14 protein-coding genes and 1 pseudogene are annotated in these 21,276 nt (G+C 41.3%); 7 read left to right on the top strand and 8 right to left on the bottom strand.

Annotated elements, in window-relative coordinates; translation table 11 throughout:
* Positions 1 to 182 precede the first annotated feature (182 nt).
* Both isiD and V7K73_RS25415 read right to left on the bottom strand, forming a co-directional pair.
* Complete coding sequence (isiD, locus tag V7K73_RS25420) at positions 183 to 395, bottom strand: protein IsiD (protein ID WP_229457986.1); 213 nt, start codon at positions 393 to 395, stop codon at positions 183 to 185.
* 155 nt (positions 396 to 550) lie between these two features.
* Entirely contained in the window at positions 551 to 1,153 is a 603-nt protein-coding gene (locus tag V7K73_RS25415) for an alpha/beta hydrolase (RefSeq protein ID WP_334884174.1), read from the bottom strand.
* A gap of 180 nt (positions 1,154 to 1,333) precedes the next feature.
* On the opposite strand from V7K73_RS25415, the gene V7K73_RS25410 reads away from it, so the two are divergent.
* From V7K73_RS25410 to V7K73_RS25400, 3 genes are all read left to right on the top strand, one after another.
* Entirely contained in the window at positions 1,334 to 3,721 is a 2,388-nt protein-coding gene (locus V7K73_RS25410; protein WP_334884172.1) for an ankyrin repeat domain-containing protein, read from the top strand.
* A gap of 257 nt (positions 3,722 to 3,978) precedes the next feature.
* Positions 3,979 to 5,499, top strand: a complete 1,521-nt coding sequence (purH, locus tag V7K73_RS25405; RefSeq protein WP_334884170.1) for a bifunctional phosphoribosylaminoimidazolecarboxamide formyltransferase/IMP cyclohydrolase — start codon at positions 3,979 to 3,981, stop codon at positions 5,497 to 5,499.
* 1,061 nt (positions 5,500 to 6,560) lie between these two features.
* On the top strand, positions 6,561 to 7,187 hold the full coding sequence (locus V7K73_RS25400; RefSeq protein WP_334884168.1) for an HD domain-containing protein: 627 nt from the start codon (positions 6,561 to 6,563) through the stop codon (positions 7,185 to 7,187).
* A gap of 264 nt (positions 7,188 to 7,451) precedes the next feature.
* Here the strand turns inward: V7K73_RS25400 and V7K73_RS25395 are convergent, their stop codons facing one another.
* Entirely contained in the window at positions 7,452 to 7,931 is a 480-nt protein-coding gene (locus V7K73_RS25395; RefSeq protein WP_334884166.1) for a YbjN domain-containing protein, read from the bottom strand.
* Positions 7,932 to 8,257: 326 nt separating this feature from the next.
* Here V7K73_RS25395 and V7K73_RS25390 point away from each other — a divergent pair, with 326 nt between their 5' ends.
* Positions 8,258 to 9,052: a S1 family peptidase gene (locus V7K73_RS25390; RefSeq protein WP_334884164.1), complete on the top strand. Its 795-nt coding sequence runs from the start codon at positions 8,258 to 8,260 to the stop codon at positions 9,050 to 9,052.
* Here the strand turns inward: V7K73_RS25390 and V7K73_RS25385 are convergent.
* The gene (locus V7K73_RS25385; RefSeq protein WP_334884162.1) at positions 9,035 to 10,462 is read right to left on the bottom strand and encodes a protein kinase domain-containing protein; all 1,428 of its coding nucleotides are present in this window, start codon (positions 10,460 to 10,462) and stop codon (positions 9,035 to 9,037) included. The genes V7K73_RS25390 and V7K73_RS25385 overlap by 18 nt on opposite strands.
* 214 nt (positions 10,463 to 10,676) lie before the next feature.
* Between V7K73_RS25385 and V7K73_RS25380 the strand changes: the two genes are divergently transcribed.
* From V7K73_RS25380 to V7K73_RS25370, 3 genes are all read left to right on the top strand, one after another.
* A complete protein-coding gene (locus V7K73_RS25380; RefSeq protein ID WP_334884160.1) occupies positions 10,677 to 10,829 on the top strand; it encodes a hypothetical protein in 153 nt (50 codons plus the stop codon).
* Positions 10,830 to 10,834: 5 nt separating this feature from the next.
* Positions 10,835 to 11,221: a COP23 domain-containing protein gene (locus V7K73_RS25375; RefSeq protein ID WP_334884158.1), complete on the top strand. Its 387-nt coding sequence runs from the start codon at positions 10,835 to 10,837 to the stop codon at positions 11,219 to 11,221.
* A gap of 320 nt (positions 11,222 to 11,541) precedes the next feature.
* Positions 11,542 to 13,764: a tetratricopeptide repeat protein gene (locus V7K73_RS25370; protein WP_334884157.1), complete on the top strand. Its 2,223-nt coding sequence runs from the start codon at positions 11,542 to 11,544 to the stop codon at positions 13,762 to 13,764.
* A gap of 128 nt (positions 13,765 to 13,892) precedes the next feature.
* Here V7K73_RS25370 and V7K73_RS25365 read toward each other — a convergent pair.
* From V7K73_RS25365 to dpdE, 4 genes and pseudogenes are all read right to left on the bottom strand, one after another.
* Positions 13,893 to 14,793, bottom strand: a pseudogene (locus V7K73_RS25365) (Rpn family recombination-promoting nuclease/putative transposase).
* A 324-nt stretch (positions 14,794 to 15,117) separates the two neighbouring features.
* Positions 15,118 to 16,068, bottom strand: a complete 951-nt coding sequence (locus V7K73_RS25360; protein WP_334884155.1) for an AAA family ATPase — start codon at positions 16,066 to 16,068, stop codon at positions 15,118 to 15,120.
* 115 nt (positions 16,069 to 16,183) lie between these two features.
* Complete coding sequence (locus V7K73_RS25355; protein ID WP_334884153.1) at positions 16,184 to 17,275, bottom strand: DUF4350 domain-containing protein; 1,092 nt, start codon at positions 17,273 to 17,275, stop codon at positions 16,184 to 16,186.
* A gap of 613 nt (positions 17,276 to 17,888) precedes the next feature.
* Positions 17,889 to 21,194, bottom strand: coding sequence for a protein DpdE (gene dpdE / locus V7K73_RS25350; protein WP_334884151.1), 3,306 nt, complete (start codon positions 21,192 to 21,194; stop codon positions 17,889 to 17,891).
* Between the last annotated feature and the right edge of the window lie 82 nt (positions 21,195 to 21,276).

The following is a 21,276-nucleotide window of genomic DNA, read 5'->3' as shown; positions in this document are numbered from 1 at the left end:
CTCCAAACTCCAAACTCCAAACTCCAAACTCCAAACTCCAAACTCCAAACTCCAAACTCCAAACTCCAAACTCCAAACTCCAAACTCCTAACTCCAAACTCCTAACTCCAAACTCCTAACTCCAAACTCCTAACTCCAAACTCCTAACTCCAAACTCCTAACTCCTAACTCCTAACTCTCAACTACGCTTCATCATAGGGTTCCAAGTCTAAGAGGTAGATATAGGGTTCAACTAACTCTGGGCGCTGAAATGCGATCGCTCGCAATAAATGCCAATCATTTAAACCCTCAAAAGCATTACTATAATTATCTAGCTCCAGACGTGTAGCCAGTTCTTCTACTTCTGCCACGGTCATGGCAGCAATTTCTTTCTTGGAAATGCTTAGAGTTGTCATAATGCTAGCCCCTCCCTTATGCAGCACTCGCCTTCAGCATGGGTTAAATTGCGTTCTTTCGCAGCCACCCAATATATATTACTCATTAGAAGTGATTATTTTCGTGAAAATTGTCAGAATTTGTACCATAATTTATAAAAAATTCGTAATCCTGACTAAGCAATTGTATTTACAACGAAATTTCGTAGCACCTCTAACGTTTGTGGATTTATTTCATGCCCCATATCAAATTCGTGGTATTCTACCGCCACATTTAGAGACTTTAGAGTTTCTCGGGCCCTTAAAGCAGCTTGCAGAGGCACAACTTCATCATATTTCCCGTGGCTGATTAAAGTTGGCGGAATCCCTTTTTGATTTGCCCTTACTGCATCAGGATGTAAATACCCACTCATGACAACTAAACCTGCTAGGGGCAATTTTGAGCCGACATCTAAAGTCATTGCCCCACCTTGAGAAAATCCACTTAAAATGGTGCGTGACAAAGGTACGCCAGTGGTACTTTCTAAAGATTGCAAAAAATCCCTTAATAGTTGCCGACTTTCTGCCAATCCTTCATACATATTCTCCACCCGCAGATCATACCATGCCCTCCCGACTGCGGAATAGGGATGAGGATAAGGTGCGTTGGGTAATACAAATTGGTAATCGGGTAAGTTGAGCAAAGGTAACAAAGATGCTACATCCTCAGCATTAGCACCCCAACCATGCAAAGTGACAATTAAGCCAGAGGGGGGTTGAGAATCTCTCTTAACGGTGATAGCTTGTAAAGACAGAGGTTTACTCCTAAAATTTCACTCTTTTCATAGATCCTATCTCTTCAAGCTGACTTAGTATTTAGTGGCATTGCTTGCCCAAAGAATACCTACATCGTCAAGGTCAAAAAAAAGTTAAATGGGCAAAATAACTAGATAACTCCAAATAGATAGGTAGAAAATGTTATGGACGAGCAGCTAATTGCCGCTATTGAGTCCCGTGATACCCAGCGCGTAAAAAAATTACTTGCTACAGGCGCAAATCCAAATGTCAAAAAAGGTGATAAAACAGCCTACGAACTTGCACGCTACGGCCCAGATGAAATTAAATGTGCATTAATTGAAGCGGGGGCTGATGATTCTTCACTTAGACACTCGTTAGTTTGGGCAGTTATGACCGGTCGAGTGGAAATCGTCAGAGTTTTGCTTACTAAGAGTGCAGATGTTAATGTGTCAACATATAGTGGCAGCCCGTTGCAAGAGGCGGCCAGAGTGGGAAATGCGGAAATCGTTGATTTGTTAATTGCTGCGGGTGCTGATGTTGATAATGGCAGTATGCTTTCAAACCCTTTATTAAAAGCGATTGAAAGAGGTAACTTCGATATCGCTCTGAAACTAATTGCAGCAGGTGCCAACCCAAGCAAAACAACAAAGTTTGGTGGTATTCCACCCATCGCAATGGCAGCAGCACAAGGTTCAGCAGCAGTAATTAGAGCGCTGATAGCTGCTGGGGCAGATGTCAATATTTTGACATCAGGTATTACAATCAATCATGCCACAATTCAAAGACAGGCTGGATCTGCATTAAAAACAGCATTCAATACTTTGGAGACTCTTGGTAAAGCATTTGAAAGCCTCGACGCAGTTGAAACCGGAGATGCACCACTATCTGAGGTGGGCGAAACCATTGAATCTATTGATATTGCCACAAATCGGGCAAAGCTTGCCACATCCAACATTGCTGAACCAGAAATTGCAGTTGACACCTTCCCAGCAATTCTGGCAGCACGTTGCGGTCATGGAGAAGCTTTAGCAGTGTTATTGGCAGCAGGTGCTGACCCCTACCGAAAAGATGGCGAGGGATTATCAGCCTATGATTGGGCAGTGCGAAACGAACATTCAGACGTTCTAGAAGTTCTGCGTCAGTTTGGTGTGGATGCATCAAGGGTAAGTCCAGAAGAACATCTGCTGAACGCCGCCGAACAGGGAGATGTTGCAGCTGTACGTACATGGTTGTCTGAAGGTGCTAACGTGAATGCACGCGACCAAAGGAGAAAAACGAAGAACCGCACGCCGTTAATGTTAGCAGCATCAACTGGACATTTAGAGGTTGTAAATTTGCTGCTTGATGCAGGTGCTGATATCAATGCCACTGATATTGTTGATGTCAATCAACGACAACCTCGTGGGATTATTTCAGACGATTACGAGTCATTTCCTGCGATGAGATTTTCTTTGGGCATAACTGCTTTGATGCTAGCAGCAATTAAAGGATATAAAAATATCGTGCAAGTACTAGTTTCACATCAAGCAAATCTTCAAGCACGAGATTGTTTTGCAAGAGATGCCCTATGTCTTGGTTGCATCAATGGACATCTAGAGGTTGTGCAAATATTAATGCAGGCAGCAGTAAATATTAATCAGCAAGATTCGGAGGGAGATACGCCGCTTTTGATGGCTTTGAGAAATACTCATATAGAACTGGCAAAATTTCTGATAGAGTCAGGAGCAGATGTCAACGCTAAAAATAATGAAGATCACACTCCTTTAATAGAGGCAGTACAAAAGGAAGAACATTTAGAGCTAATTCAAATGCTGATTGAACGGGGTGCTGATGTCAATGCCGTTTCTAAAGATGGAGATACAGCGATGACTTTGGCAGATTTATTTGATCATCATCATGTCATAGAGATGCTGGTTGAATATGGTGTTGAAAAACGACGATGGGATGAACAAGATGAAGATGATGAAGAAAACAACAGCGATGATGATAAACGCTGGGGAGTAGAACTACCCCGTCCAGACTTTTCCCAAACTGCCCAGAACCCTGAATATCAAAAAGCAGTTGCAGATTTAGGAGAAATTTGTGGGACTCAGCCAGTACCCATGTATGATGAGATTTCCGGCTTGTTTAAAGTTCATGTGAACAGCAAACGCCGCAGCAAAATCAAAACGGAAGATTTACAACAACAGTTTTTACAACGGGGTTGCTTTGTCTACGAGCCAAAGAAAGCCTACGATGCAGAAGGACCGAAACAACTTTGTGTTTTGCCAACCACAAATAAATATGATGTGATTGCCCTACATCAAACAAATGGTTGTAACTACGGTATTGGCCCTGGTTATGTTGTGGAATGGCTACGAGAACTTGAAGCAGTGCAGCCTTTTATTTTGACCCTAGTTGCTCACGATACTCTCGAAGGTCGTTTCCTCACCCCCATCGAAGATCCTAAAGGACTTGCCGATCGCATGTATGATTTTTGTTCTGATATTGTAGACCAAGGCTGTGGTTCGGTGGAGCGGTTAGCTGAGAGTCTTTGCTCAAGTGACAACTTGTTTTTTTGGTGGGATTAATTATTACTGGTTTATTTTTGCATTCAATACTGTTTTGAGATAGCTTATGCTTTGGGAATCTTGCCCGCTAGAGGACGGGCGAGATCCCTATCCGGCGTTGGGATTTCAAACAAAGGATTGTCCATCTGGCATATATTCTTTAGCGATCGCTGCAATATTTTATTCTTATTTTCTCCTAATAATGGTCTTGAAGTAAACCAAAGCTTATGTAAAACTTGAGATCCTTTGCTTCTAGCCTACTTTTAAGGAATTGATCAATGGCGCGTCTAGCCCTGCTGAGTGTATCTAACAAAACTGGTTTAATTGACCTAGCCCGTAGCTTGGTTGAAGAATTCGACTTTGATTTAATCAGCAGTGGGGGAACAGCCCAAGCCCTCAAAGATGCGGGACTCCCTGTTACGAAGGTTGCATATTATACAGGTTCACCAGAAATTTTAGGTGGTCGAGTCAAAACCCTACATCCCCGAATTCATGGCGGAATTTTGGCGCGGCGAGATGTTCCCCAAGATATGACAGATTTAGAAAATAACCAAATTCGCCCGATTGATTTAGTAGTTGTGAATCTATATCCTTTTGAGGAAACGATCGCTAAACCAGGAGTAACATTATCCCAAGCTGTTGAACAAATTGATATCGGTGGCCCAGCAATGCTACGCGCTTCATCGAAAAACTTCGCCCATCTGGCTGTATTATGCGATCCAGCCCAGTATGAGGAGTATTTACAAGAATTACAGCAAAATAACGGCGAAGCATCCCTAGAGTTTCGGCAAAAGGCAGCTTTAAAAGGATTTTCGCACACTGCTAGTTACGATCGCGCGATAGCATCTTACCTTTCAGAAGCACAGCAGTACACCCTGAACGGCACACAATTACAATCTCTGCGTTACGGCGAGAATCCCCATCAACCCGCCACCTGGTATCAAACTGGTACTACCCCAACAGGATGGACATCTGCGACGAAACTCCAAGGCAAAGAACTTAGTTACAATAACTTAGTTGATTTAGAAGCCGCACGCCGAATTATTGCTGAATTCACTGATACTCCAGCCGCAACGATTATCAAACATACAAATCCCTGTGGTACAGCATTGGGAAGCACTATTTCTGAAGCTTACCAAAAAGCTTTCAATGCTGATTCTACTTCTGCCTTTGGTGGGATTGTCGCACTCAACCGTCCGATTGATGCGGCTACAGCTAGCGAGTTAACTAAAACATTTTTAGAATGTGTGGTTGCACCAAGTTGTGATCCAGAAGCTCAACAAATCCTAGCCAAGAAATCTAACGTGCGGGTTTTGACTCTAGCTGATTTGAGCAGTGGCCTTAAGGATACAGTAAAAGCGATCGCAGGTGGTTTTCTTGTCCAAGCTAGCGATGATGTAATTGCTGATAGCAGTCAATGGCAAATAGTTACCGAACGCCAACCCACACCAGACGAATTAGCCGAATTGCTGTTTGCTTGGAAAGTTTGCAAACATGTTAAATCTAATGCCATTGTTGTAACTAGCGATCGCACTACACTAGGAGTAGGTGCTGGTCAAATGAACCGCGTCGGCTCGGTTAAAATTGCCCTAGAACAAGCTCAAGCAAAATCCATTGGTGCAACTCTCGCCAGCGATGGATTCTTCCCCTTCGATGATTCTGTAAAAACAGCCGCAGCAGCAGGAATTACAGCCATTGTCCAACCAGGGGGAAGTGTGCGCGATAAAGATTCTATCATTGCTGCTAACGAACTGGGTTTGCTGATGGTCTTAACTGGTGTACGTCACTTTGTACACTAATACGTCACTTTTTACACTAAATTATTGCTCATTTGGTGTGCAGTTTACAAAGTGTCATACAACTTACTTGCTTTTTGATTTAATTAGTGATATGGTTTAGTCGTGTGTGAGGAGCAAGTTAAAAAATAAGAAGCGTTTGGGGTGGAAACACGGTAACACTCCCAAGCGCTTTTTAATTTGTCAGAAATTGGACTGCTTGTGCAATTTTAGAAATGTCACTCAAAATACTTGCCATTTAATAGAAGTAGTGATAATGTTTATTTGTGTGTGAGGAGCAAGTTGAGAATAAAAAATGCCTGGGGTGGAAACACGGCAACACTCCCAGGCATTTTTTAATTTATATATAGAAATATAAAAATTGAATTGTAGGTGCAGTTTTGAAAGTGTCACTCAATATACTCGCCTTTTGATAGAAGCAGTGATACTATTTATTTGTGTGAGGAGCAAGTTAAAAATAAAAAGCGTTTGGGGTGGAAACACGGCAACACTCCCAGGCGCTTTTTAATTGGTATGCAGAAACAAGCCCTTGCAGATTCGCCAGAATTATTCAGATAAACCTTATCTAAGTTGAGAACCGTAGTTTTCACCCTCTCCCTAAATCCCTCTCCCAAACCTGGGAGAGGGAGTTTGAAATTCTGGCTCCCCGAATTCCAGATTTGAGATTCGGGGTTGGGGGATGAGGGCAAATCCTTTTGATCGTGGAAGAACTATAGGTTTCAAGATAAGCTGTTCCACAAATAAACTTGCATAAGCTGGGCGGGCTTTCCTGCCCACCCCACAAGAGTTATATTTAACTACTTCCGTGGGTTTAAGTCCCCCGGTTCTAAAAATAAGTAAGTAATGCGATTGGGGTTAAATCCCCATTACAAAACAAAATTTACGTACAGCCCTTTGGGCATGAAAACCGCGGAGCGTGCCGGAGGCTCTATTACGAATTACGAATTACGAATTACGAATTATTTAATAAGGGTTATGGAAGCTTATTTGTTTTTTAGCTTAGACGTGGTTTAATTACCTACAGTCTAAAATCCAGTAAATCTTACCCACAATCAGAAATCTAGGTGCAAATCAATCGGCTGACTCAACAAATTCAGTTCATCATCGAGATTGACCAATTGAAACAAGTGATGCGCCAAACCCTGATTATTGATGGGTCACGCCGGGAAAATAGTGCTGAACATTCTTGGCATTTAGCGGTGATGGCGATCGCATTAGCAGAATATGCCCCAGAGGGTGTTAATATATTCCATGCCATCAAAATGCTGCTAATTCACGATTTGGTAGAAATTGATGCAGGTGATACCTTCTGTTACGATGTCCAGGCTAATGACAGCAAGGCAGAACGAGAAGCACAAGCAGCGTTACGCTTATTTGGACTTTTGCCAGCAGATCAAGGTAGGGAGTTGCGTTTACTCTGGGATGAGTTTGAAGCGGGAAAAACAACCACGGCCAAGTTTGCCGCAGCCCTAGACCGGATACAGCCTTTGCTGCACAATCAACAAACTCAGGGCGGGACTTGGCGCATTCATGGCATTAGGCGCGATCAGGTGATGAAACGGGTAGCGCCTGTAGAAACAGGTGCGCCGGAACTGTGGCCTTTTATTTTACAACTAATTGATGATTGTGTGAGAGCAGGGTATATAAAGGAGAGTCCTGCATTCACTCCTGTAGCAGGCGATTATTCGTAGGATGATAGTAGCGATAAAAGCGCATTGGCGGATGCTTTCCAGACTGGTGCTGTTTTAGTGGTCTGTCGCATTAGTTATGAGGGGCTGCGAGATCCCCGACAACTTCTACGAAGTCGGGGATCTGAACACCACGAACCTCTGTAAACTTTTGGCACATGAACCACTAGTACCCAGCAATGAATCGCCATCTGCACATTGCCAGTCGCCAAACCTGATTAGTATGCATCCGATGCAGCAGAAGCCCAATCTAAAATCCAAAATTCCTTAACTAGCACCAAATTCAGATTGTAAAGCTTCATCATTATTATCAGCGATCGTTGCTACAATGGTAATAATTCGAGATACTTCGCCAGGAGATAACTCCGCTAAGGTGCGTATTGAGATCACAACCACTCGGTTTTCAATAATACCGAAACGCGCTTCAAAAGTACTAGAGCAGTTTAACTCCAAAAGATGCCGCATCAACTTAGGTTCATCTTTGGCAGGTAAATTTAGCACCGTAGACCAAACCGTGATGGTGTCTTCATCGCTTGTCCCGTTGAGTTGGACAAATACTTCCACACTTCCATACTTAAACTTCCAGAGATAACCACCCTCTGGAGTGCGCTGAACCATCGCACTGTCATCTTGTTCCAAAGAGTCGATGACATTTTCAATTACTTCCAGATGGTTAATGCTTGCCGTCTCGGCGATTAGCTCATTAATGGATTCGTTACTAAGTATGGTTTCTTGGTAGTTTGTCATAGAGATTTTTTCCTCAACATCCTTGCTGTCTTATCTACACATACTTTATAACTTGTAGACGCAGTTAGTTTGAGCTTCCTTTTGGGCTACTTTCCAAATGCCTAAAGTGTGGGGGTGCATAAGGGACTTCTTTCTAATTAAAAAATACCAATAATGGTAGGGACACAGGATTGCTGTACCCTTACCCTGGGTCTAGTTACCTGAAAATAGCTGTATATTTCTGGGTATGATTGCGAAATACTGTAAATTTAGTTTGCAGATTTATTGATTCTGGCAATAATATCTAGTGATGAGAGCAAAACTGTGAATATTAGCTTGCAGGTGGGATGAGTAAGGGCAGATTGAAATTAGTTACCTGTGTTGGTTGTTTATCATTGGCGATATATGCATCGGCATTATATTTTAGCGATCGCGGTAGATGTGCGATCGCTAGTTGTAAACTACCTTTATCACAGACTTTAAGATTGAGACTATCGCAACCGCAAATATCAACAGAAAAGTTACGCTTACTCGCTCAAGCTATGACTGTAAAAGTGATGTCAAAGGAATTCTTGGGTTCTGGGATTATTTTGCGAAAACAAGACTCAATGTATACAGTTTTAACTAATGCTCATGTACTCAGAGCAGATGATGCTCCCTATCGGATTCAAACCCCTGATGGTCAGATATATACAGCCAGTTTGCCTAAAAATACCACATTTGGCAAGAATGATTTGGCAATATTGCAGTTTCGTAGCCCTAAAAAAAATTACACAGTAGCATCTATCGCTTCTAAACTAATTGTAGGCGATCAAGTTTTTGCTAGTGGTTTTTATTCACAAAATGACGAAGAAAAACACCAGTTTTCCTTCACTACTGGTAAAGTTTCACTGTTACTACCCACAGCTTTAGAGGGTGGCTATCAAATTGGTTATAGCAATGATATCCAAAAGGGGATGAGTGGTGGCCCATTGCTAAATTGTCGGGGTGAGGTGGTGGGTGTAAATGGAATGCAAGCAAATCCTTTGTGGGATGCTCCCTCTATCTTTGTTGATGGTTCCGAAGCAGATAAGGGGTTACATGAGGAGATTAATCGCCTTAGTTGGGCTGTACCAATAGATAAATTAATCAATTTGAAATGATTGAATCATTTTTTCTGTAGTTGGGACAAATTTATCATAATCATCTATGGCAGCAGTGTAGATAATTACGTAGGCTTTATCTCCCTTTAATGTCCAAATCCGCCAATTTTTTAAATTATTGTCTCCATCTTTGACAGTATAAATCACTTGATACGCTGGTCTATATGCCAAAGTGGTTGTATTGCTACTAATAATTTGCCCATTTTGGGACTTTTTAATATCTTCAATAAATTGAGTTTTAGAATCTTCTAAGGTTCCAGAAAAATCTTGAATTGTGATTGTTACTTGCTCTTGAGAAGTCTTTGTTGTACTTTGTTGAGGTGAAAATTTTACCAATTCCCCAGTAAAAAGATTGTTCAAATCTTGTCTATTCCAGGTATCTGGATATTTTATCTTGCTTTTACTTTTGGGATCTTCATAAGATGATAATTCTACAGGTGTTGGTTGAACCGGGAATGGCACAAGTCTAAAGATACTAACAACTGTAATGGTTGCTGTTACTGCAAACAGAGGAATTATCCATTTCCACGGTAGTGGACGACGAATAGGTTGGGGTAGAATTGTTGGCGGGAATGTTGATGGCGATACTTGTTGTGCTGATAGCGATACTTGTTGTAGAGCAAGTAATACTTGCTCTGCTGATTCATAACGCTGGCGAAAGTCATAACGCACCATTCTATCTAAAATATATGTTAACTCTTGGCTAATTTCTGCTTGATTGCGCCAAACAATTTCATTATTGACATCTTTTGGTAATTGTTCTGGCGGTATTCCTGTAAGAGCTTGAATAGCAACAATTCCGACTGCGTAAATATCACTACGAAAATCAGGATTACCAGATGTTTGTTCGCTCGGCATATAGCCTTCAGTCCCAATAGCAACAGTTATATTCCTTTGTCCTTGAGGTTGAATTATTTGGGTACTAATTTGTTTGACTGCACCAAAGTCGATCAAGACAATTTTACCATCTAGGCGGCGGATGATATTTGAGGGTTTGATATCTCGGTGAATTACTCTTTGCTGATGGATAAAAGTTAAGACTTGTAAAATATTTTGTAAAAGTTTAATTACATAAGCTTCACTCAACTTTTTACCTGGAAGTAATTCTTTACTCAAATCGTGACCTTCAATATATTCTTGAACTAAATAAAATTCCTGATTTTCCTCAAGATGAGCCAAAAGTCGCGGGATGTTATCATGATTTCCCAACTTTTCGAGAATCACTGCTTCGCTGTCAAAGAAACGTTTTGCTGAGTGTAAAGTGTCTGGATTGGTAAAAATTGGTTGAAACTGCTTAACAACGCACTTGGGATTTCCTGGCCGTTGGGTATCTTCGGCTAAGAAAGTCACTCCAAACCCCCCTTGTCCAATTTGTTCGAGAATTTGGTAACGTCCACCAAGCTTACTCATTGATATTCACCCTAGATCCTAAAACTAGTTACTCGCTGGCTGATATACAGCAATTAACAGCCATTTTTATATTATCTTCATAAATGAACATGATATTTACTGGTATTTTTAAGTATTATGCAGAATTTCTGCAAAATTAGGTTGTAAATATCGGTATTAACCCGATAATAATTTAAGTTATACCCTTTTCTAGTACTCAAACACTCATAAATTTATGGTTAGCAGGTTAGAGCATTCGACGTTGACCAAAGTTGCTAGACTTTCTGGCATAGCTTTGCTCATGGCATCTACAACAACTGTAATTATTCATCAGCCTAGTTATGCAGCCCTACCTTCCAATGTGCTAAGAGCCAAGGTAAGCCTGTAACATTTGTGCGTATAGGAGATGGCACAAAAAGAGCAATAATTCGTTGGGGCGAAGAAAAATTTTTCTCTTCTAAGTTGACGGCTTTAGAACGCTGTAAGCAAGTGTCGTACAGATTTCAACAAAACTATGACAGTGGTAATCTCAAAACTATTATCTCTGGGAAGATCAATGGTTATCCGGTAGTCTGCGCTGCTGTTAGTACAAACGATGTTTGCACAAGCAAAACTGTATTATTTACTCTCAAGCAGGGTTCTAATGCGAAACTGGCTGCGGAAAGGCTGTTAGATCAACGTGGTTTAGCATCTGGAAAAATCCCGAATCAAAATAGTGATAATACGCAAATCTATGTTGATTTTGATACTTTTTTGAATAATATCCAACCTGAGCCTTAAAAATCGCTGGGTGGATTACACCCAGTCAACAGATTTTGGATTATCGAATAGCTCAAGAAAACCTCACCCTGGTTTATGCTACGCAAAACCTGTCCCTCTCCTTAGTAAGGAGAGGGATGTGGGATGTGGGTTATGACAGCGTGCAATATTGCGTAGGTTTTGAATATACGTAGGTTGGGTTGAGGAAGGAAACCCAACATTTTAGGGGGTTTGTTGGATAACTACACATTTTTATTTTTTAGGCAAAACCTACGCAGTATTGGGACAAGGGGAGGTTTTTGTTTTGTTTTTGGTAAAAATCAAAAAAATCGGGTAAAAATATGAAATATTATTATGGACTTTCATCTGCGCTGATTGGTGTATCAATGGTATTGGTGCAGTCGCAGGTAGCATTAGGATTATCTGCATCAGCAATAGAAAAAATAGCTGAAGATATTACAGTAAGAGTTGTCAACACTCAAAAATCCAACGATTCAGGTTCGGGAATTCTGATCAAACGCTCTGAGAATACTTACACTGTCCTCACTGCCTATCATGTGGTAAAAAGTGGTGAAAAATATCAAATATTAACACCAGATGGGCAAAGTTATCCAATTAAATCGATGCAGCCCATACCACAGACAGATTTAGCAGTTTTGGAGTTTAGCAGTAGCAAAACTTACAACATTGGCAAGATTGGTAATTCTGATGAAGCTACACGCACGACTACTGTTTATGTCGCTGGGTTTCCCGCTAAGACAGCATCTCTTTCTAACCCAGGTTTCTTTTTTAACAAAGGACAAGTAAACGCCAACGGCACGGCACAGCGTGATGGTTATAACATCATTTACGATAATCATACCTTAAACGGTATGAGTGGGGGTGCGGTGCTAAATGAACAAGGGGAAGTTGTAGCAGTTCACGGCAGGGCTGATGAGCAACCAATAAGTGAAAAAAGCCAGACTAAAATTACTACCGGGATTGGAACTACTATATATTCGGCTGCACAGAGGATGTTAGCTGTGGGGGTAGATTTGGGAGTGAATCTGCCAAGTATTAATGTTGCTGCTGCATCTAAAGCAGATGACTTTTATATTAAAGCTAACGAAAAATATAGTAAAGAAGATTATAGAGGAGCGATCGCTGATTACAGTGCTGCTATCAAGATTGATCCCAAGTATACCGATGCCTACTACGGGCGAGGATATTCCCGGTACAATTTGCAAGACTATAAAGGAGCGATCGCTGATTACAATGCTGCTATCAAGATTGATCCCAACTATGCCGATGCCTACAACAACCGAGGATTTGCCCGCTACGATTTAGGAGACAAGCAAGGAGCGATGGCTGATTACAACACTGCTCTCAAGATTGATCCGGGCAATGTCTATGCCTACTACAACCGAGGAACAGCCCGCTCCGAATTAGGAGACAAACAAGGAGCGATCGCTGATTACAACGCTGCTCTCAAGATTAATCCTAACTATGCCAATGGCTACTATGGCCGAGGATATTCTCGGTACAAATTAGGAGACAACAAAGGAGCGATCGCTGATTACAACGTTGCTCTCAAGATTAATCCTAATGATGCCAATGCCTACTACAACCGAGGAATATCCCGCTCCGAATTGGGAGACAACCAAGGAGCGATCGCTGATTATAATGCTGCTCTCAAGATTAATCCTAATGATGCCTCAGCCTACTACAACCGAGGAATAGTCTACTACGATTTGGGAGACTATAAAGGAGCGATCGCTGATTATAATGCTGCGATCAAGATTAATCCTAATAAGGCCAATGCCTACTACAACCGAGGATTAGCCCGCTACAAATTAGAAGACAACCAAGGAGCGATCGCTGATTACAACGCTGCTCTCAAGATTAATTCTAATGATGTCGATGCCTACTACAACCGAGGATTAGCCCGCTACAAATTAGGAGACAACCAAGGGGCGATCGCTGATTACAACACTGCTCTCAAGATTAATCCTAACTATGCCGATGCCTACTACGGCCGAGGATTTTCCCGGTACAAACTGGCAGACTATAAAGGGGCGATCACTGATTACAACGCTGCTCTCAAGATTAATCCTAACGATGTCGATGCCTACAACAACCGAGGATTAGCCCGCTACAAATTAGGAGACAACCAAGGGGCGCTCGTTGATTACAACGCTGCTCTCAAGATTAATCCTAAGTATGGCGATGCTTACTACAACCGAGGAATAGCCCGGTACAAATTAGGAGACAACCAAGGGGCGATCTCTGATTTCAACGCTGCTCTCAAGATTAATCCTAACGATGTCGATGCCTACAACAACCGAGGATTAGTCCGCTCTGATTTAGGAGACTATCAAGGGGCGATCGCTGATTACAACGTTGCTCTCAAGATTGATCCCAACTATGCCAATGCATACTACAACCAAGGAATAGCCCGCAAAAATTTAGGAGACAAACAAGGGGGGATTGTAGACTTGCAAAAAGCAGCCGAACTATTTCGGCAACAAGGAAATACAGAGTGGTATCAACAAGCTTTGGAGTCGATTAGAAAATATCAGCAGTAGAGTCGTGGGCGATGGACAGATGGGGAGGTGGTGCGATTACTTGATTGTGCGATCGGCTGTAACAAAAAATATAGAGACACGATGTTCCTCAAGTCTCTACAAAAATTATGAATAATATATATTAATTGTTACTCCTCCAGCCCATTTAACCAAGCTACCAAATCACTTGCATTGCTAAAATCTAACAAAGCTTCTGCTAAATCTTCTAATTGTGTAGTCGATAATTGGCGAATCCGTTCTTCTAATTCAGGTGTAACCGCACCAACTTTACGATTTATCTGGCGCATAATTATTTCTAGTTTTCCCTTTTGTATTCCTTTTAATTCCCAACTAGTAACAATTTCCATAACTACCTCTTGTTTGGCTACTTCAAATTTAGCAATCTCAGTTTGAAAAATCTCTTCTTCTGTTGCATTTAATTTGAGATAAGTGTCAACAAACCCACCAGTCATTTTCATTCGTGCTGGATCGAGTCGTAAAGTCGCTAACAAACGCAAGCATTCAGCCTTAACTCTGGGACGTTCTGAGGGTGCTATGTTCATTTTAGCCATCAGCGCACTGGCAACGGGGTTTTCTTGCTGTAAAAAATCGCGCCAGTTTAATTGATTGAGTTGAACCACCCCATAGTTAAATTCCAGAACATTTTTATCTGGAAATTCCATCCGGTAAATATTTTTTTGGGTGTGCGGGAGCGTCATAGGAAAAAACTACAATTGGATATACAGGTAAAGCATATTTTTCAAACAATCGCGCAAAGTAACGAAACATTCTCCGTCCAAAATCAGCTTGTGGATATGACTGATTTTCGATATGCACGAGGAAAAAAGTTTTTTGTTCTCGAAATCTTACTTGTACTACTAAATCAGCTTCGTATTGTTCGCCAGCAGTGACATCGGTAAATACTTCTTTGTCCAAGAATTTCAACGAGTCAGGTTCTAGATAAGCAATTACCTGGGGAAAAAATAATTCTAAAAATTCTATAAAAAATGTTGCAATCAGTTCTTTAAATAAACGGTCGTGGTCAATCATATTAATATCAGTTTACCTATAAGTTGATTCTAAATCATTGCTTTAATCCTTTTATTTCTATGTAACCAAAGAGTGCGATCGCATTATCTCATCCAAGGTATAGCGGTTCTCGTGTGACGTACATCAAGTAAGTAAGGGCCAGGCAGTGCCATGCCCCTACACCTGGCGATATAATGTTGTACCGCATCTGAGTGGGAACCGCTATATGGCGGGTTGCCAGTGAACTTAAACCCCAACGAATAAAATTTGCGGCTATACAAACAGGTAAGATAAAGTTAAGGTTTTTAAGGCGAGTTTTGCGTGTATAGCCTGACAAAGATTTTTTCACCTGGGAACTGGTACTTGATTAATTACCGACGCAATTACCGCATCCATTTGTAAACCATCCAGCATTGCTTCTGGTTTCAAAATCAGGCGATGACGTAATAGGGGCGATGCAACTGCTTTAACATCATCTGGTGTGACAAAATCTCTTCCAGCTAACCATGCTAATGCTTGAGATGTCTGCAACCAAGCACCAGCTGCACGAGGCGATGCGCCCAAAGTTAAATCGGGAGATTGACGCGATGTTCTCACCAACGCCAACAAATAATCAACGATCGCTTCTGCTACTTTAACCTCTTTGACTGCAAGTCGTGCCTGCAAAATGTCGGCTACTGTTGCGATTGGTTTCAAACGGCTAATATCCAAACGCCGTGCTGCAAAACCCGCCTGACGATTCAGCAACATTTGCTTTTCGGCAGCTTCATCTGGGTAATCTACCACCAGCTTAAATAAAAATCTGTCTAACTGCGCTTCTGGTAAGGGATAAGTCCCCTCAAATTCTAGGGGGTTTTGGGTTGCAATCACCCAAAATAAATCCGGTAAGGGCAAACTCTCACCATCCAATGTTACCTGCATCTCTTCCATCGCTTCTAGTAGCGCCGCTTGTGTCTTGGGAGGAGTACGGTTAATTTCGTCTGCTAGCAGCACTTCGGTAAATATTGGCCCTTTTTTTAAACTGAAATTACGGCTATTCAAGTCAAAAATATTTGTACCAGTAATATCTGAAGGTAAAACATCTGGTGTTAATTGAATCCGGCGAAAATCCCCTTGGATTAACTGCGCTAACACTTTTACTAAGAGAGTTTTCCCAGTCCCCGGTACTCCTTCCAAAATTACGTGTCCACCCGCTAGGAGTGCTACTAAAAGTTGTCGTATTAGGTTAGATTGTCCGACAATTACTTGATTAAGACCTTGACCAAGCCGAATTAAGATAGGATGGGTTTCACTCATATTTTTTATTGATAAATAACCAACGCAGAAATACTATGCATAATTCCAAAAATTAATTACGAATTACGTACAGCCCAAAGGGCCATGAAAACCGCGCAGCGTGCCGGAGGCTCTATTACGAATTACGAATTAGTCTAATGTTTCTCCATTTCCCCAACCAGCTTAACAGTTCTCGTTCACTGATGGGTTGTTTGCGAGATTGTAGCTTTAAAACTGCATCTAGTTCTGCTGCACTTGCACCTGTTTTTTCTATCCAGAAGTTGATCAAGGCTTCGCGTTCTAAAGGTATTTGCCCTAATCCCAAGGCTTTTTGGAGTTGTAGTTGTTCTTGTTTACCCACCATCTCTACAACAAAGTCGGCGGTATCAGCTTTCTGCAAGACTCCGGCTAAAGCTTGGATGTATGCTTCGCTGTTATCTACAACTGGTGTATCTAAAGCTATTGGTTTGCCAAAGCGGCGATTCTGCGCCCAAATTAACACTAATAACAGGATACCTACTTGCAGCAATATTGGAAATACAGGAGTTTTAGCAAGAAAACTAAATAAATCTCCTTCGCTTTCTTTCTTTCTGATATCAGCATCTTTATAGCCGTGGATGTATTCATCGACAAATATTGTGTTATTTTCAGTAACCAAATTGGCTAAAAACTTGAAATTACTTAAATAATCTTGGTAGGCGTTGGCGGCTAAATAAGGAGTGGTAGAAAAAATCACCTTTCCCTTTTTGTAACTTTCTTCCCAGACAACAGCACCAAAGCGATCGCCTAAATCAACTTGCTTAGAGTTAGATTTTTTATATCGTCTACGTGTATCAATTTTAATATCACCTTGGTGATATTTCTGCATAGTGCTAAACTGCGCTTTTGTAACCCGCGCCCCCGCACCCAAAATTACTAAAGTATTTCCTTTTTCTAGCCATTCCCGCTTTTGACTATCCAGTGTCGTCTCCCTTAAATCGCTGCTTACCTGTAGAAAGGTAACAGGGTTTTTATCTGGCTGAATATCACTAAAAGGCTTTTGCCAGCGTTTGATAGAAATTCCCTGCTGTTGCATAAAAGCATACCAAGCTCCGTAACCATCAGGGGCGCGATTATAAGTAGAGCCAGCGTTAATTTTAGTATTATTGGGAGCCGCAATCAAACTAAGTAAAACGATCGCAGCGAGTGCGATCGCTCCTATCCAAGCAAGGCGATTTGAACGTTTCATTGCGTTTGAGTATCACTAGTGTTAATACTTACTTATTTTTCAGCTAAAGTCAAAATATACTTTCTTTAGTCTCTCAACGCGATCGCAGTTTCTAAATTAGACCAGTCTGGAAAAATAATAAAATTAATATCTCTTAATTCATTAATAGGACTTACGCAAAATTATGGAAAAACGAACCGCAAAGGACGCAAAGGACACGAAGTAATAAGAGTTTGAGGAGTTTTTGCGTAAGTCCTAATTAATTAACATAGTGTTGCAATTCCTAATGGCCAGGGCTATTTCATTCTAAAATGTGACGTTTTCAAAGTCCCTCTCAAAGATGTGGGAGAGGGATTTAGGGTGAGGGCAAAAACTACGGTTCTTAACTTAAATCGCGTTTAAATTCTTATTTTTCTGAAAAAGATTCCTAAAAACTGCCGTAAAAATAGAATGAAATAGCCCTGCCTAATGGCAACTTACCTTGCATATAGGCACTACTATATATGTTTTTACAGCAATGTCATCAGTAATGGCAACAATAAGATCCCCGACTTCTTCAATAAGTCGGGGATCTTAGCCTCTCGCTTTTTCTAAATCAAATAGCATTACCAAGGCTATCTAATCGCAGATAATATCACTCAAATTGTACAAGCGATCGCCCCGATACAATAATAAAACCGACAGAATCAAGCCTAATTTGGGGCTGGCGAATTCCCTCTAGAATGGCTGCATTTAAAGCAGTTTCTATCTTCAATTCTTCAGCTAAGGCATTATCCCAACTTTGCTGGTTTAGACGCAGCCGTAATTGTTCTACTCTATTGGCTAATTTCTTTTCGGCTACTCTAGCACAATTTTGGCATAAGTCAATAAAATCGGGACGATTAGAGAGTAATTCTGAAGAAGTGTTACGCACTTGATAGCAGAAATTTTGCCATTTACTAGGGTCAACAAAATCATCAATAATTCCTAAGCGCTCTTTTGCTAGATTGTAATCTCGTCCTTGATTGTTGTTTTTATCTTTATATGGACGTTGCAGGATACTTAAGAGCGCTTTATCTTCAACAATGCGTATTGCTTCCTTACGACCATCAACATAGATAGTTTCTATAATTGGTGGAAATAGAGCATCGACACGTCGCTGCAAGTTTTTGAATTGAGAATTATCTAGTTTGTTATCTAGTAAAACTTGTTTTGCAATTTTTAAATTTGCCTCGACTACATAATTGCATTGGAAACCGAACCACTCTTTCCCTTCTTTAGAGTCCCAAGATGCATCAGTGCGCCACATTGCAAAGGCTTCACCTCGGTCATCCCAGTTTATATAGTTCCAGAGTGCTTCAATAAATCCTTCCCCAACCCGAAAGAGTTTAATACCAGGATTCTGGTTTGCTACCCTGCGATTATAAGTACCAAATTGGTCTAGGGAACTCTCAGCAAAACGGTTTTTTAAGTCATTTATAGGAACCAATGTCCGCGTTGAGGGTTGATAACGTCGCATGTCTGATGAATCTGGATTACTGAGTCCTCTAAATCCCAGCGCGTCACAAATCCAGCCTTCAATTGCTCGTCTAATTTCTAAATGACTTGCATCGTAATTATCTAAATCTTGAAAATACTCGGTGGCAATTTCATCGTTAGCATCAATTTCATCTAGAGCATTTTGTTCGCTAATTTTGGCTATTTCAGCTTCAATTTGCTCTTGAATTGGTGGAATCATCTCTAACAATCCAGCAGCATTTGATTGAAACAAAACTGTTTCTAATTCTGCAAGTTTCTCATCTACATAAAACTGGAGACTGGCTATTGATTGTTGGAATATACCAAACCCATCTTTCAATACTTTATACCAAGCATTGTGAGGACTATCTGACAAGTAGGGGCCAATTAAGGCACTAGATTGGATGCCAATTTTGCTGCCAATGCGGTCAAGTCTGCCAATTCTCTGTTCTAATTGATTAGGCGACCAAGGAAGGTCAAAATGAATTAACCAATCGGCAAACTGGAGGTTACGCCCTTCTTCTCCAGAGCGATCGCATACTAAAATAAAGCAGTTTGGATTATTCTTGAACCTATTTAAGCCTTCCTCAACTTTATCTGGTGATTCTCCAAATTGATGGCTGGCTACTGTCTCTGCACCAAAGCTATCAGATAAATACCGGACAATTTCGCCACAAGTTTGCACAAAACTGGTAAATACAATAAATTTGGGCAGAATGTCGCCGATAATTGGTCTTTTAATTCTCTGCTGTATCCTCGTGTTGAATTCCTTTTGATTTTTCCGAACGTTTGCGGGAATTTTGAAGTATGTACCTAGCTGATTCAGCAGCATCGTTTTCAAACTTTCCGTCCGTTGTCCGTCCTCTTGAGGTTGACGAATAATTTTTAGCAAGGATTGCAAAATCTCTTCTTCCCCTGAGAATTTGGGGGTTGTAGTTAATAGGCGAATATCATCATCTTTAAACTCGTGGATGAGTTTAGTATGAGGTTTAGCAGTTAACCGGGCGGTAATTACCTGCTCTAAAATGCCTAACCAAGTACCAGCAGCTAGGAACAATAACAGAAAAATTCGCTGATATTGCTTTTCACTAGGAGCAACACTCCGCCATTGATTGAGGAGTTCGTGGATATCAAGCGATCGCTCGTCTAAATCATACTCTTCTTTGGGCGTAAAATTGCGGTCAAAGATCACATCTTCCACCGCAGCGCGACGGTTGCGAAGCATTCGGCGGTGTAGTCGATAGATATCGCTGACGTGGACACGAATCGCTTGGAGGATTTGCTCTTGCTCGGTAGATGCTGGTAAATTTTCTAAATCATCCGCCAGCTTCAGTAAATACTCATCTTCAGCAAACAGGTTTCGTAGTTGCTGTAAGTTGCTTTTGAGGAGAAGAGGTTCCGCATCTTCTTTAAAAGAAAGCAGAAGTTTACCAACTTGCTGACGGCTGGCAACTTTGGCGCGAAAACCTGCTAAATCACCCATTTTATAGGTTGTTGGGTCGAGCAAGTGCAACATTGCCAAAAAATCCTGCTCATGATTTAAAACCGGAGTGGCGGATAATAAGAGTAAGCGATCGCTTTTATGAGCAACTTCTTTGCAAGTCTGAAAACGCTGGCGGACTGTTGCATCCTTAGAGGTTGCCATTGCTGCGATATGATGGGCTTCATCTAAAATTAAGCAGCCTATCTTCGCTTTCAGGTTGATTTTATGGATATCCTCAACCGCCAGCACCGCTACCCGTTTGCCAAAATGGGAGATGTAAAACTTGTTTTCTAACTCAGTTTGCCATTGTTTGAGCAAATATTGCGGAACTATCACCACCGCCCCTTTTTTTGGTTCATCCAGAAGGAATTGACGCAGAATCGCCCCGGCTTCGATGGTTTTTCCCAGTCCCACCTCGTCTGCTAGCAAATAGCGTTGAATGGGGTCTTCTAGTACCCGCCGCACAACTTCAACTTGGTGAGGATAAAGATTGATATTTGCTGAAATCAGTCCTGTCATTCCGCGACTGACAGCGCGTTGCTTAATCAAGGATTTAACGAAAGCTAATCTTTTGTCGTGGAAGTAGGGGGTTTCGTGACCCTTCATCGCTAGAGTTTCGATGGGGTCTGTGTTTGGTAGATTACAACGAACATAAATGTCTTCTTCAGTAGCGATCGCAGTTTTCTTATCTGGTAAATCAATTTGATACATTTCTGTATCTTCATCCCAGATAAAAACTCTGCCAACTATCCATTTATCCTGCTTTTGGGACTTAATATAGCATCGAGCCTGGGGTTCAAGCTTGACCTGAGAGAGAGAATTTAAAGGTAAAGTTTTTTGCAGACGTTGCCCTATAGAGCAGAAATACTCAACGTTTGCATTGGCATCAGATATTTCCGTAACTTTTCCGATACCCAAAGAGTTATTCTGGGACTGTACCAATAAACCGAGCTTAATCATAGATCCAGTCCCCTGAACATACTAAAATAACCTTCCAGACTAGTTTGTTCACCTATATCTGGCAGTTTTGTCGATCAACATT

The sequence above is a fragment of the Nostoc sp. genome (assembly GCF_036916975.1).
Taxonomy (GTDB): domain Bacteria; phylum Cyanobacteriota; class Cyanobacteriia; order Cyanobacteriales; family Nostocaceae; genus Nostoc.
Note: the sequence above shows the minus strand (reverse complement) of the source record. Positions and strands in the feature narration are given on the sequence as shown.

Bases quoted from the DNA above. Each gene is read 5' to 3' on its own strand.
- isiD (WP_229457986.1), bottom strand. From the start codon at position 395: ATGACAACTCTAAGCATTTCCAAGAAAGAAATTGCTGCCATGACCGTG.
- V7K73_RS25410 (WP_334884172.1), top strand. From the start codon at position 1,334: ATGGACGAGCAGCTAATTGCCGCTATTGAGTCCCGTGATACCCAGCGC.
- purH (WP_334884170.1), top strand. From the start codon at position 3,979: ATGGCGCGTCTAGCCCTGCTGAGTGTATCTAACAAAACTGGTTTAATT.
- V7K73_RS25395 (WP_334884166.1), bottom strand. From the start codon at position 7,931: ATGACAAACTACCAAGAAACCATACTTAGTAACGAATCCATTAATGAG.
- V7K73_RS25390 (WP_334884164.1), top strand. From the start codon at position 8,258: ATGAGTAAGGGCAGATTGAAATTAGTTACCTGTGTTGGTTGTTTATCA.
- V7K73_RS25385 (WP_334884162.1), bottom strand. From the start codon at position 10,462: ATGAGTAAGCTTGGTGGACGTTACCAAATTCTCGAACAAATTGGACAA.
- V7K73_RS25380 (WP_334884160.1), top strand. From the start codon at position 10,677: ATGGTTAGCAGGTTAGAGCATTCGACGTTGACCAAAGTTGCTAGACTT.
- V7K73_RS25370 (WP_334884157.1), top strand. From the start codon at position 11,542: ATGAAATATTATTATGGACTTTCATCTGCGCTGATTGGTGTATCAATG.
- V7K73_RS25360 (WP_334884155.1), bottom strand. From the start codon at position 16,068: ATGAGTGAAACCCATCCTATCTTAATTCGGCTTGGTCAAGGTCTTAAT.
- V7K73_RS25355 (WP_334884153.1), bottom strand. From the start codon at position 17,275: ATGAAACGTTCAAATCGCCTTGCTTGGATAGGAGCGATCGCACTCGCT.
- dpdE (WP_334884151.1), bottom strand. From the start codon at position 21,194: ATGATTAAGCTCGGTTTATTGGTACAGTCCCAGAATAACTCTTTGGGT.